The sequence below is a fragment of the Kitasatospora sp. NPDC032150 genome (genome assembly GCF_055579945.1).
Genome location: NZ_JBVIMH010000011.1, coordinates 100,560 through 115,380, shown reverse-complemented (window position 1 = coordinate 115,380; position 14,821 = coordinate 100,560). Strand labels below are relative to the sequence as shown.

At 71.2% G+C, this 14,821-nt stretch carries 12 protein-coding genes and 1 riboswitch; of the genes, 2 read left to right on the top strand and 10 right to left on the bottom strand.

Annotation, left to right across the window (positions count from 1 at the left end; translation table 11 throughout):
• Window positions 1–37: 37 nt before the first annotated feature.
• Window positions 38–2,599: an ABC transporter permease gene (locus ACZ5ON_RS15565; protein ID WP_465591570.1), complete on the top strand. Its 2,562-nt coding sequence runs from the start codon at window positions 38–40 to the stop codon at window positions 2,597–2,599.
• A gap of 446 nt (window positions 2,600–3,045) precedes the next feature.
• On the opposite strand, the gene ACZ5ON_RS15560 is transcribed toward ACZ5ON_RS15565, so the two are convergent.
• From ACZ5ON_RS15560 to ACZ5ON_RS15530, 7 genes are all read right to left on the bottom strand, one after another.
• Window positions 3,046–4,416, bottom strand: coding sequence for an NAD(P)/FAD-dependent oxidoreductase (locus ACZ5ON_RS15560; RefSeq protein ID WP_465591567.1), 1,371 nt, complete (start codon window positions 4,414–4,416; stop codon window positions 3,046–3,048).
• Between the two features lie 422 nt (window positions 4,417–4,838).
• Entirely contained in the window at window positions 4,839–5,777 is a 939-nt protein-coding gene (locus tag ACZ5ON_RS15555; RefSeq protein ID WP_465591564.1) for a Ppx/GppA phosphatase family protein, read from the bottom strand.
• Window positions 5,774–6,409: a DUF501 domain-containing protein gene (locus tag ACZ5ON_RS15550; protein WP_465591561.1), complete on the bottom strand. Its 636-nt coding sequence runs from the start codon at window positions 6,407–6,409 to the stop codon at window positions 5,774–5,776. The genes ACZ5ON_RS15555 and ACZ5ON_RS15550 overlap by 4 nt, the downstream gene beginning before the upstream one ends.
• A gap of 13 nt (window positions 6,410–6,422) precedes the next feature.
• Complete coding sequence (locus ACZ5ON_RS15545) at window positions 6,423–6,902, bottom strand: FtsB family cell division protein (protein ID WP_465591558.1); 480 nt, start codon at window positions 6,900–6,902, stop codon at window positions 6,423–6,425.
• Between the two features lie 156 nt (window positions 6,903–7,058).
• The gene (gene eno / locus ACZ5ON_RS15540) at window positions 7,059–8,345 is read right to left on the bottom strand and encodes a phosphopyruvate hydratase (protein ID WP_344638722.1); all 1,287 of its coding nucleotides are present in this window, start codon (window positions 8,343–8,345) and stop codon (window positions 7,059–7,061) included.
• A gap of 234 nt (window positions 8,346–8,579) precedes the next feature.
• Window positions 8,580–9,452 carry a transglycosylase family protein gene (locus ACZ5ON_RS15535; RefSeq protein ID WP_465591551.1) on the bottom strand — a complete coding sequence of 291 codons (873 nt, stop codon included), beginning with the start codon at window positions 9,450–9,452 and terminating at the stop codon, window positions 8,580–8,582.
• Between the two features lie 4 nt (window positions 9,453–9,456).
• Window positions 9,457–9,637: riboswitch (cyclic di-AMP (ydaO/yuaA leader) on the bottom strand.
• Between the two features lie 314 nt (window positions 9,638–9,951).
• A complete protein-coding gene (locus tag ACZ5ON_RS15530; RefSeq protein WP_465591548.1) occupies window positions 9,952–11,205 on the bottom strand; it encodes a cytochrome P450 family protein in 1,254 nt (417 codons plus the stop codon).
• Between the two features lie 336 nt (window positions 11,206–11,541).
• Between ACZ5ON_RS15530 and ACZ5ON_RS15525 the strand changes: the two genes are divergently transcribed.
• Complete coding sequence (locus tag ACZ5ON_RS15525; protein WP_465591545.1) at window positions 11,542–11,958, top strand: SDR family NAD(P)-dependent oxidoreductase; 417 nt, start codon at window positions 11,542–11,544, stop codon at window positions 11,956–11,958.
• A 93-nt stretch (window positions 11,959–12,051) separates the two neighbouring features.
• On the opposite strand, the gene ACZ5ON_RS15520 is transcribed toward ACZ5ON_RS15525, so the two are convergent.
• The 3 genes from ACZ5ON_RS15520 to ACZ5ON_RS15510 all read right to left on the bottom strand — a co-directional run bounded on the left by ACZ5ON_RS15520 (window position 12,052) and on the right by ACZ5ON_RS15510 (window position 14,577).
• Window positions 12,052–13,050, bottom strand: a complete 999-nt coding sequence (locus ACZ5ON_RS15520) for a nucleoside triphosphate pyrophosphohydrolase (protein WP_465591542.1) — start codon at window positions 13,048–13,050, stop codon at window positions 12,052–12,054.
• Window positions 13,051–13,150: 100 nt separating this feature from the next.
• Complete coding sequence (locus tag ACZ5ON_RS15515; protein WP_465591539.1) at window positions 13,151–13,795, bottom strand: SurA N-terminal domain-containing protein; 645 nt, start codon at window positions 13,793–13,795, stop codon at window positions 13,151–13,153.
• Between the two features lie 305 nt (window positions 13,796–14,100).
• Window positions 14,101–14,577: a hypothetical protein gene (locus ACZ5ON_RS15510; protein ID WP_465591536.1), complete on the bottom strand. Its 477-nt coding sequence runs from the start codon at window positions 14,575–14,577 to the stop codon at window positions 14,101–14,103.
• Window positions 14,578–14,821: the final 244 nt, after the last annotated feature.

Sequence of the window (14,821 nt, the reverse complement as noted above, 5' to 3'; positions counted from 1 at the left end):
CTCGCCAGTAGCCGCCCCGACTCCCAGGACGCAACCCATGTATCGCACCGCACTGCGCAATGTGCTGGCCCACAAGGGCCGCCTGTTGATGACGGCACTCGCCATCCTGCTCGGCACCGCTTTCGTCTCCGGCACCCTGGTCTTCTCCGACACGCTCGGGCAGGCCATGAAGAACAGCTTCGCCAAGAGCTACACCGACGTCTCCGTGCTGGTCACCGACCCCTCCGCCGGCTCCCGGATGGGCCCGCGGAACAAGGAGGACGCGAAGAACACCGAGAAGCTGACCGACGCCACCGTCAAGCAGATAGCCGCCCTGCCCGGCGCGGCGAAGGCGCGCGGTGTGGTCTCCGGCTTCATCGGCGTGTCCGACAAGAACGGCAACCTGATCGGCGAGTTCTGGAGCGCAATAGGCAGCAACTACGTGCCCGACGCCTCCGGCAAGGACAGCCGCTACCCGCTGGTGGAGGGCAAGGCCCCGTTCGGCCCCAAGGAGGTCGCGCTCGACAAGGCGACCGCAGAGAAGGGCGGTTACCACGTCGGTGACACCATCCGGGTCGCGAGCAACGGCCCGGCCCTGGACGTGAAGCTGACCGGCATCGTCACCACCGACGACCCGCAGATCACTTCCGGCGGCACGCTCACCCTGCTGGACACCGCCAGCGCGCAGAAGATGCTGCTGACGCCCGGCCAGTACAGCTCCATCTCGGTGCTGGCCAAGTCCGGTACCGCCGAGTCCGCGCTGCTCGACCAGGTCAGCAACGTCCTTCCCAAGGGCCAGGGCAACTTCCAGACCGAGACCGGTCAGCAGCTCAACGACGAGCAGGCCAAGGCGATCGCCGCCGGCACCGACGGCATGAAGACCATGCTGCTGGTCTTCGCGATCATCTCGCTGTTCGTCAGCATCTTCATCATCGCCAACACCTTCACCATGCTGGTCGCCCAGCGCACCAAGGAGCTGGCCCTCCTCCGCGCGATCGGCGCCAGCCGCTCGCAGGTCACCCGCTCGGTGCTGGTCGAGGCGCTGGCCCTCGGTGTCGCCGCCTCGGTGGCCGGCCTGCTCGCCGGTATCGGCATCGGCGCCGGGATGCAGTCGCTGATCCACGCGACCAGTGCCGGGATGCCCACCGGCCCGCTGGTGATCGCGCCGACCACGATCGTGGTGACCTTGGTGGTCGGTGTGCTGGTCACCGTCCTCTCCGCCGTCCTCCCCGCCCTCCGCGCCTCCCGGATCGCCCCGGTGGCCGCGATGAGCAGCGGCGACCAGCCGGCCACCCAGAAGAGCCTGATGATCCGCAACGTCATCGGGTCGGTGATCACCATCGGCGGCCTCGGCCTGGTCGTGATGGGCGCCGCCACCAAGAGCAGCTCCGGCCGGCTGCCGGTGGGTGCCGGTCTCGGACTGGCAATCATCGGGATCTTCATCCTGCTGCCGCTGCTGTCCCGCCCGGTGATCGCCCTGGTCGGCCCGCTGCTGGCCAAGTTGGCGGGCACGCCCGGCAAGCTGGCCCGCCGCAACGCGGTGCGCAACCCGCGCCGCACCGCCGCCACGGCCGCCGCCCTCACCATCGGTCTCACCCTGGTCACCGGCCTCACCGTGCTGGGCTCCTCGATCTCCGACATGGTGGACAAGGCCGTCACCAGCTCCATGAAGGCCGACTACGACGTCACCCTGGCCACCGGCGACCTGACCCCGGAGCTGGCCGCCGCCATCGCGAAGGCCCCCGGTGTCGCGGTCTCCAGCCCGGTCGGCCGCGCCTACTGGGAGTTCAACGGCGCCTCGCACTCGGTCCGCGGCTATGACGCCGCCGGTTTCGAGCAGCTGATCCAGCCGAAGATGGTCAGCGGCTCCGCCGCGGCACTGAAGCAGGGTCAGATCCTGGTCGACTCCGACATGGCCAAGAAGGAGAACCTGGCGGTCGGCTCCAGCGTCAAGGTGGACTTCCGCCCCGGCAGCGAGGGCACCCTCACGGTCGGCGGTGTGTACGAGGGCAACGCGATGGTCTCCGAGGTCCTGGTGGCCAACCCCGAGCTCACCAAGCACGTGGAGCAGCCCTACCTCAGCGAGGTCCTGGTCAAGGGCACCGACGGCCCCAACGCCACCCTCAAGCAGTCCATCAAGGACGCCACCGGCAACAACCCGGTGGTCGCGGTCAAGACCAAGCAGGACATGCGCGACGAGTTCAACAAGATCCTCACCTTCGCGCTGAACATGATGTACGGCCTGCTGGGCATGGCCGTGGTGATCGCGGTCATCGGCGTGATCAACACCCTGGCCATGTCGGTCTTCGAGCGCAAGCGTGAGATCGGCATGCTGCGTGCGATCGGTCTGGACCGCCGCGGCATCAAGCGGATGGTCCGGCTGGAGTCGGTGGTGATCTCGCTCTTCGGCGCGGTGATCGGCGTCGCACTCGGCACCTTCGCCGCCTGGGCGATCAACCGCACCCTGATCTCCAGCCTGCCGACCCTCAGCACCGTGATCCCCTACGGCGAGCTGCTGCTCTTCCTGGCCCTGGCCGGACTGGTCGGCCTCTTCGCCGCCCTGTGGCCCGCCCGCCAGGCGTCCAAGCTGAACATCCTGGAGAGCATCAAGACCGACTGACGGTCCGCTGGACAACGGGAATGCCCCCCGCCGAAGGGTTCGGCGGGGGGCATTCCCGTTGTCTCCGCACGCCACCGGCCACCCGGCCGGACCGGCTGACGCACCCCGCAGCGAGCTGGTGGGCGCACCGGCGCCGCAGGCGGCGAGCGCCGAGCACCTAGCGACAAGCGGCAGGCAACAAGCGCCAAGTGCCGGGCGGCAAGCGACGAGCACCAAGCAGCAGACCAGCCGAGCGAGTTCCGGAGCCGCTCCCCGCCCGCCCCGGCCCGCGCGCACACAGGGGAAGGCCCCTGCCGGAGGGTTCCGGCAGGGGCCTTCTCGGTACTTCTGTACTCCGCCCGGTCGCACGGCCGGCTGAGCACCACGGAGGTCGTGGTCCGGCGACACCGCCGGGCGGAGGGCCTCCGACTCGTACCCGGGCTACTCCTCCGCCCGGATCTGGTCGCTTACTTGCTGCTCGCGAGTTCCTTCTCGGCCGGCTTGGCGGCCTCGACGGGCTTGGGGGCGGGGCCTGCTGCCTCCTGGAAGGCGCTGAACGGCTTCTCCATCTCGGCCAGGCCGACCGTCTCGCGCTTCAGGAACATCGCCAGCGTCCAGTCGGTGAAGACCCGGATCTTGCGGTTCATGGTCGGGACCATGGCGCCGTGGTACAGGCGGTGGAACCACCAGGCCGGGCGGCCCTTCAGCTTGTACTTGCCGAAGAGGATCGCCACACCCTTGTGCAGGCCGAGACCGGCGACCGCACCCAGGTTCTTGTGCTTGTACTCCTTCTGCGGGAAGCCCCGCATGCCGGCCACCACGTTGTCACCGAGGACGACGGCCTGGCGGCACGCGTGCTGCGCGTTCGGCGGGCACCAGGCGCCCTCGCCGGCGGCGAGGTCCGGCACCTGGGCGTTGTCGCCGGCGGACCAGACGTAGTCGAAGCCCTGGACCTGCAGGGTCGGCGCGGTGTCCACGTGGCCGCGCGGGCCGAGCGGCAGGCCGAAGTTGGCCAGGACCGGGTTGGGCTTGACGCCCGCCGTCCACACGATGGTGGAGGCGTCGACCTCGACGCCGTTCTTCAGCACCACGTGCTGGTCGACGCAGGAGTCCATCGAGGTCTCGATGAAGACCTCGATGTTGCGCTCCTCGAGCTTCTCCTTGGTCCACAGGCCGAGGTCCGGGCCCACCTCGGGGAGGATGCGGTTGGCCGCCTCCACCATGATGAAGCGCATGTCGTCGCGGCTGACGGTCTTGTAGATCTTGGCCGCGTCGCGGGCCATGTCCTCGATCTCGGCGATCGTCTCGACGCCGGCGAAGCCACCGCCGATGACGACGAAGGTCAGCGCCTTGCGGCGGACCGCCTCGTCCGTGGTGGACTCGGCCTTGTCGAGCTGCGACATGACGTGGTTGCGGAGGCTGATGGCCTCCTCGACCGTCTTCATGCCGATGCCGTGCTCGGCGAGACCCGGGATCGGGAAGGTGCGGGAGACCGAGCCGGTGGCCACGACCAGGTAGTCGAAGGGCAGCTCGTAGGAGTCGCCGGCCGCGGGCTGGATGGTGGCGACCTTGCGGGCGTGGTCCACACCGGTAACGGAACCGGTGAGCACCTCCGCCTTCTTCAGGGCCGTGCGCAGCGGCGCGACGAGGTTGCGAGGCGCGACGTTGCCGCCGGCCGCCTCCGGGAGGAAGGGCAGGTACGTCATGTACGACCGCGGGTCGACGACCGTGACGGTCGCCTCTCCGTAGCGCATCTTCTTGAGGATGCGCATCGCGGCATACAGGCCGACGTAACCACCGCCGACAATGAGGATGCGAGGACGCTCCGTGGTGCTCATATCGGAAAGTATCCAGCACCGCCCGACGGGCCTTTCGTGAGCCCCGTCACATTGCGCTGGACACTGTCTGCTACACTACGCGGCCACGTCCGGCCGGGCCTGACGCGCATTCACGACCCCGCGCGGTCCGCGGTGAGCACCGGAACGCGGACGGCGCTCCTGAGCAGCAACGATCCTGGTGACGCGGGGGTTCCCGCGCGCCATTTCGAATTCACCGGCCAGCCGGGAACCCCACCTGCGGTCCAACGAGCCGGTCAGCGAGTCGACCTTCGGTCCCCCATAACGGACGTAGCGGGCAGCAAAGTGCGACGAAAGACTGGATCTTCATGTGAAGAAATTCACGAAGGTTTTCCCGGTGCCCCTGCCGGCGACCGGCCCCGGGCCGCCGAGGGCGCCCCGGGACCGGCTTGGACCGACCGCGGTCAGGCGATGCTCCAGGCGATGCCGTCCAGGATGTCGTGCTCGCTGACGACCACCTCGGCGGCGCCCGTCCGCTCCATGATCTCCAGCAGCACCAGGGCGCCGGCCGCGATCACGTCCACCCGGCCCGGGTGCATGACCGGGATGGCGGCGCGCTGCTCGTGGCTGGAGCTCAGCAGGCGGCCGGTCACCTCGCGGACGGCCTCGACCGACAGCCGCGAGTGGTGGATGGCGGCGGAGTCGTACTCCGGCAGGCCGAGCGCGATGCCGGCCACCGTGGTGACCGTGCCCGCGAGGCCGACCAGGGTGGCCGCCCGGTCCAGCGGGACCACCTCGGCGGCCTGGTCCAGCGCGGCCCGGATGTCGGCCTGGGCTGCGGAGATCTGACCCAGCGTCGGCAGCTCGGTGCCCGCGAAGTGCCGCTCGGTGATCCGGACGCAGCCGATGTTCACCGAGCGGGCCGCCTCGACGTCCTCGTGGCCCAGCACGAACTCGGTGGAGCCGCCGCCCAGGTCGAAGACCAGGTACGGGGGCTCGAAGGCGCCGCCGGTCAGCTCCTTGGTGGCGCCGATGAAGGAGAGGTGCGCCTCCTCCTCGCCACTGACCACCCTGGGCTCGACGCCCAGGATCTCCCGGACGCCCTTGCGGAACTCCTCGGCGTTCTCAGCGTCCCGGGAGGCGCTGGTGGCGACCATCCGGATCCGGTCCGGTCCGACCCCGTGCTCGGCGATGACCGCCGCGTACTCGCGGCAGGCGGCGAAGGTGCGCTCCAGCGCCTCGGGTGCCAGCCGGCCGGTCTTGTCCACGCCCTGGCCGAGCCGGTTGATGATCATCCGCCGGTCGCGGTCGGCGATCGCGCCGGTCTCGGGGTCGAGGTCGGCGATCAGCAGACGGATCGAGTTGGTACCGCAGTCGATCGCGGCGACCCGGGTGGCGGTCATTCGCTCTCCTCCTCTGCCTTGCGCTTCTTCGCGGCGCGCTCGGCGGCCTTCTGCTCCTTGGCGGCGATGACGGCGGCGTTGTCCTCGGTCCTGGCCCGCTGCTCGGCCACCTCGGCCGCGCTCTCGGCGAGTTCGGCCGCGCTCACGCACGGGCCCTTGGCCCACCAGTCCTCCAGCATGCCGAGCGCCTCGTCGCCGAGCGGGTTGACGCCGGGCCCGGCCGCCAGCGAGTGGCCGACCAGCACGTGCAGGCACTTCACCCGGTCCGGCATTCCGCCCGCGCTCGGGAAGCCCTCGAGCACCTCGATGGCGTCCCGGCGGGCGATGTAGTCCTCGTGCGCGTGTCGGTAGGCGGCGGCCAGCTCCGGGTCCTCGGCGAGCCGGGCGGTCTGCTCCTTCATCACGCCGTCCGCCTCCAGGGTCCCGATCAGCGAGGCGGCCTTGGGGCAGGTCAGGTAGTACAGGGTCGGGAAGGGCGTGCCGTCCGGCAGCCGGGGTGCCGTCTCGACCACGTCCGGGTTGCCGCAGGGGCAGCGGTGCGCGACCGCGCGCAGACCGCGCGGCACTCGGCCGAGCTGGGCCGCGATGGCGGCGATGTCGGTGTCGGAAACGGGAGGGTTCTCAGAGGTCATGGAGGTGCTGTCTCTAGCGGGTGGCGGGTACGGGGGCAGTGGACGGGGCGGCGCTGGGAGCCGCGTCGGCCGCGGCAGGTGCGTCGGCCAGCGCGACCGAGTCCCAAACATTGGTGTACCAGGGCACGGCGGACCTGGCGGCCGGGCCGGCTGCCACCGCGCCCGGTGCGGGCCGTGCGGTGGCGGGCGGACTCGGGTCGACCGACACGAACGGCGTCTCACCCGGCAGTGCGTAGTGCAGCCGCTCGCGGGCCTGCGCCTTCACGTACTCCGGGTCCTGCCAGCGGGCCCGCTCCTTGCGGAGCTGCTCGACCTGCTGGGTGGCGCGCTCGGCCTTGGCGCGCTGTGCGTTGATCTCCGAGCGCTGCGCGATGAACTGGCGGGTGGGGTACGCGAGGATCGCCACCAGCGAGCAGAGCACCAGGACGAGCACCGTGGCCCTGCTGGTGAACCGTGGCCGCCCGGCGATCCCGGGGATCTTCCACCTCGCCATGTACCCCTCCCGTCGGCACCGCGCGCCGGTGCCCCGCCGCCCAACCCTACGGGGTCGGGTGGCGGGGCACCGATCACGAGCCGTCCGTGTCAGACCTCATCCGGTCGGACGCAGGTGTCAGCCGTCGCTGACCAGCCCTCGTGCGTACTGTGCCTGCTACTCCGCGGCGCGGAAGCGCGGGAAGGCCGAACGGCCCGCGTACTCGGCGGCGTCGTCGAGGATCTCCTCGATGCGCAGCAGCTGGTTGTACTTGGCGACGCGCTCGGAGCGGGCCGGGGCACCGGTCTTGATCTGGCCGCAGTTGGTGGCGACGGCCAGGTCGGCGATGGTGACGTCCTCGGTCTCACCGGAGCGGTGCGACATCATGCAGCGGTAGCCGTTGCGCTGGGCCAGCTCGACGGCGTCCAGGGTCTCGGTCAGCGACCCGATCTGGTTGACCTTCACCAGCAGCGCGTTGGCGGTGCCGGTCTCGATGCCCTTGGCCAGGCGGGCCGGGTTGGTGACGAACAGGTCGTCACCGACCAGCTGCACCTTGTCGCCCAGCTTGTCGGTCATCGCCTTCCAGCCGTCCCAGTCCTCCTCGTTCAGCGGGTCCTCGATGGAGACCAGCGGGTAGTTGGCGACCAGGTCGGCGTAGTAGTCGATCAGCTCGGCGGAGGAGAGCGCCTTGCCCTCGAACTGGTAGGCGCCGTCCTTGTAGAACTCGGTGGCGGCGACGTCCAGGGCCAGGGCGATGTCCTTGCCCGGGGTGTAGCCGGCCTTCTTGATGGCCTCGGTGATGAGGTCCAGGGCCTCGCGGTTGGAGTCCAGGTTCGGGGCGAAGCCGCCCTCGTCGCCCAGGCCGGTGGACAGGCCGCGCTCCTTCAGCACGGCCTTGAGGGTGTGGTAGACCTCGACGCCCCAGCGGACGGCCTCGGAGAACGACTCGGCGCCGATCGGCGCGATCATGAACTCCTGGATGTCGACGTTGGAGTCGGCGTGCGAACCGCCGTTGAGGATGTTCATCATCGGAACCGGCAGCACGTGCGCGTTCGGGCCGCCGAGGTAGCGGAACAGCGGCAGGTCGCTGGCCTCGGAGGCGGCGTGCGCCACGGCGAGGGAGACGCCCAGGATCGCGTTGGCACCGAGCGAGGACTTGTCCGGGGTGGCGTCCAGGTCGAGCATGGCCTGGTCGATCAGGCGCTGCTCGGTGGCGTCGTAACCGACCAGCTCCGGGCCGATCTGCTCGATGACGGCGAGGACGGCCTTCTCCACGCCCTTGCCGAAGTAGCGGTTCTTGTCGCCGTCACGAAGCTCCAGGGCCTCGAAGGCGCCGGTGGAGGCGCCGGACGGGACAGCGGCACGACCGGTGCTGCCGTCGTCGAGGCCGACCTCGACCTCGACCGTGGGGTTGCCGCGCGAGTCGAGAATCTCACGGGCTACGACGACATCAATGGACGGCACGAGGCATCTCCTAGCGGAAGCAGGTCCTACGGACAGGGGGTGCAGTCTGCGGACGATTGCGGAGTCGTTACGACCAGAGCCTAACCGCACCGGGCCTCCGGGCCACGCTGCCCTTGGCTCCGTCTCAGCGTGTGGCCGCTCTACCAGTCGGTAGTTCACCTGAATGACCACAAGCACGACAAGTGGGGCCGTTTCCGCGACGGCGGCGGAAACGGCCCCTCATGCCACCTGGGGTCAGCCCAGCTTCAGCACCTGGCCGGGGAGGATCAGGTTGGCGTCGCCGCCGATGGTGGCGCGGTTGGCGTCGTAGAGGTGCTGCCAGCCACCGGAGAGGTGCTGGGCCCGGGCGATGCCCGACAGCGTGTCACCCTCCTTGACGGTGTAGTCGCCGGTGGCGGCGCTCTGCGTGGTGGCCGCGGCGGACACCGGGCTCTGCGCCGGGGCCTTCTCGGCGGCGCCGCCCGCGAACTGCTCGTAGATGCTCTGGTGGCTGGTCCAGTACCAGCCGCCGCTCTTCTGGTACCAGTACTTGCCCGACTCGGCGTCGTAGCCGGCCTTGCCCGGGAAGGACGGAGTGGCGGCCGTGCGCGAAGCGTCCTGGGAGGACTGGCTCTTGTAGCTCTTGGTGCTGCTCTTGCTGCCCGAGGAGCTCGAGGAGCCCGAGGAGCCCGAGGAGCCCGAGCCGGAGCTGCGGGTGTGGCTGCCGGTGTCCACGTCGGCGGCCGAACCACCCCTGGACAGACCCGCCTTGACGGAGCAGACCGGCCAGGCGCCGGGCCCCTGCGAGGCGAGGACCTTCTCGGCGATCGCGATCTGCTGGCCCTTGCTCGCCTGGTTGGCCTGACTCGCGTACTGGCCGCCGCCGTAGGCCTTCCAGGTGCTGGAGGTGAACTGGAGTCCGCCGTAGAAGCCATTGCCGGTGTTGATGCTCCAGTCGCCGCCGCTCTCGCAGTCGGCGACCTTGTCCCAGGTCGGCACGGAGGCGGCGTGTGCGCCGGTGGCGGTGAGCAGCGGCAGCGCGAGACCGACGCCGGCCACACCGGCGGCGGCGATGGCCTTCTCGGCCTGGGTCTTGCGACGATGACGGCCCGAACCGGTGAACAGCATGAAGGTGTCCTCTCCGCACGCCTGCGAGGTGAGCTGTCGGGTTCGGACCGGGAGGTTGGCCCGGCCGCGGCGAGCGGGACAGGAACGCTTCCTGCCCTGCCGACGCGGCTTCACCCCAAGCCGTGGGAACGGCGACGAAACCTGGGTCCCCCGCCCTTGCCCAAGGGTTCTGGTCGGTGTCCCGAGGCGCGATGGGCAAGGTTTGGCGTTCCGCGCAACGGGGTTCGCAGCAGCGAACTCATCGGAGACTACGCATACCGTCGCACCAATCACAAGCTCATATCCCGTACATCACACGGGAATTACGTTGTGTTTATATGTGCTTACAGACGATGCAGATTTGTCCGGTTTGATGCGCATTCACAGATCGGCGAATCAGGACACATCCGACACGCCGTCAGCCCGACACGCCCGGCTTGCCGGGTGTCCGGAAGGCGGCGCGGACCATGTGGCACATCTCACCGAAATCCCGAGAATGACTTCCGGATTACGGGGAAGATCAGCCCTGTCGCGCGGTAAAGGAAACCGGGAGTTCGCGCAGGCCACGCATGATCAGACCACCGCGCCAGCGCAGTTCTGCGGGGTCGGCGGCAAGGGTCAGGTCGGGCAGCCGGGTCAGCAGGGTCGCCAGCGCGATCTGGCCTTCCAGCCGGGCCAGCGGAGCGCCGATGCAGTAGTGGATGCCGTGTCCGAATCCCAGGTGCGGGTTGTCCTTCCGGGCCAGATCGAGCGTGTTCTCCGCAGCGAACCTGGCCGGGTCGCGGTCCGCGGCCGCCAGCACCACCAGCACCGGGTCGCCGACCGGGATCTCCACCCCGCCGATGGTCAGCGGACTGGTCGCGAACCGCCAGGTGGCCAGCTCCACCGGCCCGTCGTAGCGCAGCAGTTCCTCCACCCCGGTGGCCAGCAGCTCCTTCTCGCCGCGTGCCACGGACTCCTGCAGCAGCGCGCGCTGCCCCGGGTCGCGCAGCAGCGCGTACAGACCGTTGCCGATCAGGTTGACGGTGGTCTCGAAGCCTGCGAAGAGGAGGATGAAGGCCATCGCGGCGGCCTCGTTCTCGGTGAGGTGCTCGCCGTGGTCACTGGCCCGGATCAGGCCGGAGATCAGGTCGTCGCCGAGGTCGGCCCGCTTGCGGTGGATCAACTCGGCCAGGTACGAGCGCATCCGCTTCACCGCCCGGCCCACGCCGCCGCGTTGGCCGCCGTGGTGGCGGATCATCATGCCGGCCCAGTCCCGGAAGTCGTCCTGGTCCTCCGGCGGGACGCCCAGCAGGTCGCAGATCGCGTAGATGGGGAGCGGAAAGGCGAACTCGTGGATCAGGTCGGCCGAACCGCGTGCGGCGAAGCCGTCGATCAGCCGGTCCGTCAGCTGCTGCACCCTCGGCTCGAACTCGGCCACCCGGCGCGGGGTGAACGCCTTCGACACCAGCCGGCGCAGTCGGGTGTGGTCCGGCGGGTCGATGTTCAGCAGGTGGGTCATCAGGTCGGCCTGCCGCTCCCCCGGGATCCCGACCCGGCCGCTGCGGTGCGCCTGCTCGCTGTGGTGGGCGGGGTTTTTGGACAGTCTGCCGTCCGCCAGCGCCTGCCGGGCGTCCGCGTACCGGGTGACCAGCCAGGCCTCCACCCCGCTCGGCAGCGTGGTGCGGTGCACCGGGCTGTGCTCGCGCAGCCAGGCGTACGCGGGGTAGGGGTCGGCGGCGAACTCCCAGGTGAAGAGCTCGGGCTGCGGGGTGGAGTCGGGCGTTTCCGGCATGTCTCGACGGTATCCGGCGACGGGCGGCCGGCTCCACGCGGGCGGCCGGCGGCTCCGTGACGGCGCCCCACGGCCCCGGGGGCGCGCGGATCGCGGATAGGGGGCGGACAGGGGGAAGGAGGGGCTGTCGGCGGACGGCGCGTAGCTGACAGGGTCGTGACGTCCGGATTGCGCCGCTGCGCGGCGGACTCCCCCGCCCGTGCAGGAGTGAGCCTGGTCACCTGCCGGGTAATGAGTGTCGCGGAGGGTCGAGCAGTGCCTACGATCCTCCGCAATGACTCTGATGGATGGCAGTGCGGGGCCGTCCACGGGGAGCGGCTCAAGGAGGAGCAGGCCATGCGGGTAGCCGGGGCAGTGGTGGTCATCGCGGTACTCGACGGTGGGTCCGGAGACGGTCTGGCCCGCCGGTTCGCCGCCGCGGGCGCCGCCGGAATCATGGTCGCGGACCTGCACGCCGGTGTCGCCGAGGACCTCGCCGCCGAACTGGACCGGCCCGGCTGCCCGGTGGTCGGCGTGTCCAGCGACATCCACCAGCCCAGCGACGTCGCGGCGCTGGTGGACACCGCCGCGAAGCACCTCGGCTCGATCGACCTGTTCTGCATCGCGGGCCCCGACGGCGAGCGGATCGTCTCCCTCGCCGAACTGCCTGACCACCTCGACCCGCTGGCCGAGCTGCTCGCCCTGGTCGGCGACGCCATCAGCGAGGTCGTCCCGCCGCAGCGGCACCACATGGACCAGCCCCAGTCGGCCTGACCCTGCCGGCCGTCTGGGCCCCTCGCCGAGGGCGGCGAGCGGAACGGGCACGGAGCAGCGCGCCCCCTCGGTGCTGCCCGGCCGGGCAGCCCGTCAGTCGGCGGGCAGCCCCTCGACGGTGCGCACGGCCGCGCGGTAGGCGCGGGCGGCCGCGCGGAGGGCCGCGTCCACGTCGACACCGGCGTCGTGGGCCCGCTGGACGACGGCGAGCAGCAGTGCTCCCGCCGACTCGGGGGTGAGCTCGGCGGGCAGCTCGTAGGGCTCGTCCGGTACCCCGGTGAAGCCGGCCCGGCGGACCCGGGAGACCAGCTTGGCCGCGTACGCCAGCGCGGGCAGCCCGGCGGGCACCCCGTCCAGGACCGACTCACGCTGCTTCTCGGCCGCCTTGAGCTGCTCCCAGTTGGCCTCGACCTGCTCCGTGCCGCCCGCCTCGACGTCCCCGAAGACGTGCGGGTGGCGGTACATCAGCTTCTCCACGATGTCCCCGGCCACGTCGTCGATGGTGAACGCGTCCTCGGGGTGCTCCTCGGCGATCCGGGAGTGGAAGAACACCTGGAGCAGCACGTCCCCGAGCTCCTCGCGCAGCGTCTCCCGGTCGCCCTCCTCGATCGCCTCGACCAGTTCGAACGCCTCCTCCACCAGGTACTTCACCAGGGAGGCGTGGGTCTGCTCGGCGTCCCAGGGGCAGCCGCCGGGCGAGCGCAGGCGGTCCATCACCGAGACCAGGTCGAGCAGCCGGGCGCCGGGGAGGTCGTACGAACCGGGGAGGACCTCGATCTCCGGCGCCTTCCCCGCCTCCTCCACCGCAATCCGGGCGAGCGCGTCGGTCAGGCCCGGGTCACCGTCCGGGCTGCCGAGCCAGACGGCCGGGGCGGCTTCGGCCAGCAGCCGGGCCAGCGCCGGGGCGCTGGCCCGCTCGACCAGCTCCACCTCGACCCCGGCCTGGCGCAGGGCGGGCAGCTGCGGGTGTGCCTGATCGGCGGCCAGCACCCGGGCGGCCCCGCGCAGGACCTCCCAGGCCGGCCAGGACAGCAGGCCGGGGGCGACCCGGTGGGTGGTGGTGAGCAGAATCAGCTTCGCAGTGTCGTCCACGCTCCGAACCTACCTGCTGGCCGCCCTCGGGCACCGCCGATATCTCCCCGGGCCACCGGGCGGGCGGCGGGGAAGCCCGCGGGCCGGGTGCCCGACTGTTTCAGCTGGCGGCGGTGCGCTGCGGGAGCCAGTCCGCGGGGGCGTCGACCAGGGCGACCTGGCGCGGGTCCCAGGCACCGTAGCGGGGGTTGACCACGACCTTGAGTTCGGTACCGGCTTCGACCAGGGCCTTGCGGACGATCGCGTCGCCCTCGGCCGTGCGGGCGTCCTTGCCGTCGGCGGCGGCCAGCTTGTGGATACCGAGCTGCTGGCGGTAGAAGGCGTCGGTGTCCTCGTCGGCGACGCCCTGCTTGAGGAGCAGTTCCCGCCGGAGTTCGCCCTCTCCGCCGAGCAGCTTCGCGTCGGAGTCCCGCGCCTGCGTGATCTCGGCCGCGGTGACGTCGAGCCGGCGATCGGCCAGGGCGCGGTCGACGACTCGGTTGAGGACCAGGTCGGACACCGCACGCTTGGTCAGCCCGGCGCGTTCGGTGCGCGGCCCGCCGCCCTGGGCCGCGACCTCGTCCCGCAGCGCGGACACCTTGGCCTCGACGGTGGCGATGGTGATCCGCTGCCCGTCGACCACGGCCGCCGCCCCCTGGCGTGCCGGGCCGGAGCCGCAGGCGGTGAGGGTGGCCGCGGCGATCAGGACGCCGATGGCGCCGGTAGCCGTACGGGTGTGGCGCTGGACGGAGTTGGTGCGGATCACGTGTGGCCTCCCGGGCAGGGACCCCGGGCCCGAGGCGCGGGGGACGGTGTGGCTGGTGCGGTGTCCGATGGTTCTCCTGGCAGGTACAGACAATAGGGAGCGGCGCGACGCCTTGCCCAGACCTTGGGCCGAACGGGGTAGGCCGGATCAACCGGACAGCCGTTCAGCGACCGCCGGCCCGGTTCAGCGGCCGCCGGCCCCGGGGAACGTGGCGGGTGTCGGCCGCCCCGCCGTACGGGGATCGACGGCACCCGGCGCGGGCGCGGCGGCCGGCGCGAGCGGACCGGTCCCGGTGCGACGGGCGTTCAGCTGGTCCAGGCTCTGCCGCAGGCGCCTGACATCGGGGTGGTGCGGTCCGAGCCGCCGCTCACGGTCGAAGAGCAGCTGCAGCAGCCCCTGCCACGCCGCCTCGACCTCGCCCGCCGCTGCCGCCAACAGGCCGATCCGCTCGCGCAGTTCGAAGACCGGTTCGGGATCGGTGTCCAGGCCGGCGTCCAGCCGACCGCCAGAGCGCCGCCCGCGAGACCGTCGGTGAGGCCCTGGGCGAGCTGGTGGGCGAGCGCGGCGGCCTGGCCGAGGGCAGCGTCGAAGGCGGCGATGCGGCGGTGGGCGGCGCCGAGTTCGCGCTGGCGGTCGATCGGGAGGCGGGGCAGTTCGGCCCGGCGGATGTCCAGGCGGGCCGTGATGGAGGCATGGCTCGCGGCCCGTCGGACGACGGCGGTCGAGCGCAGTTGTCCGGCCAGGAACTCGGCGTCCAGCAGCGCGGGTTCCGGCCGCAGCACGTGGATCTGCCGACCGAGCGCGACGCCGTCCAGCGGTCCGCCCGCCTGGACGCGCCGCCGTCCGGCGCGCGCAGGGCGAGACGGAGCAGGGCCAGCGCGGTGAGCACGGGGTCGAGCTCCTGGCCGTACCGGGTGACGGCGGGCGGCAGGGCGAGCAGCAGCGCGCCGAGGCCGCAGGCGGGGTCGAGCACGCTCGTGGGCTGCTCCGCCGGCCCCGGTGCCGCCAGGTCGGCGAGGAGGCGGG

Excerpts from the sequence above, each read along its gene's own strand:
- ACZ5ON_RS15525 (WP_465591545.1), top strand. The coding sequence starts at position 11,542 with ATGCGGGTAGCCGGGGCAGTGGTGGTCATCGCGGTACTCGACGGTGGG.
- ACZ5ON_RS15550 (WP_465591561.1), bottom strand. The coding sequence starts at position 6,409 with ATGACCTCTGAGAACCCTCCCGTTTCCGACACCGACATCGCCGCCATC.
- ACZ5ON_RS15535 (WP_465591551.1), bottom strand. The coding sequence starts at position 9,452 with ATGCTGTTCACCGGTTCGGGCCGTCATCGTCGCAAGACCCAGGCCGAG.
- ACZ5ON_RS15555 (WP_465591564.1), bottom strand. The coding sequence starts at position 5,777 with ATGACCGCCACCCGGGTCGCCGCGATCGACTGCGGTACCAACTCGATC.
- ACZ5ON_RS15545 (WP_465591558.1), bottom strand. The coding sequence starts at position 6,902 with ATGGCGAGGTGGAAGATCCCCGGGATCGCCGGGCGGCCACGGTTCACC.
- ACZ5ON_RS15530 (WP_465591548.1), bottom strand. The coding sequence starts at position 11,205 with ATGCCGGAAACGCCCGACTCCACCCCGCAGCCCGAGCTCTTCACCTGG.
- ACZ5ON_RS15560 (WP_465591567.1), bottom strand. The coding sequence starts at position 4,416 with ATGAGCACCACGGAGCGTCCTCGCATCCTCATTGTCGGCGGTGGTTAC.
- ACZ5ON_RS15565 (WP_465591570.1), top strand. The coding sequence starts at position 38 with ATGTATCGCACCGCACTGCGCAATGTGCTGGCCCACAAGGGCCGCCTG.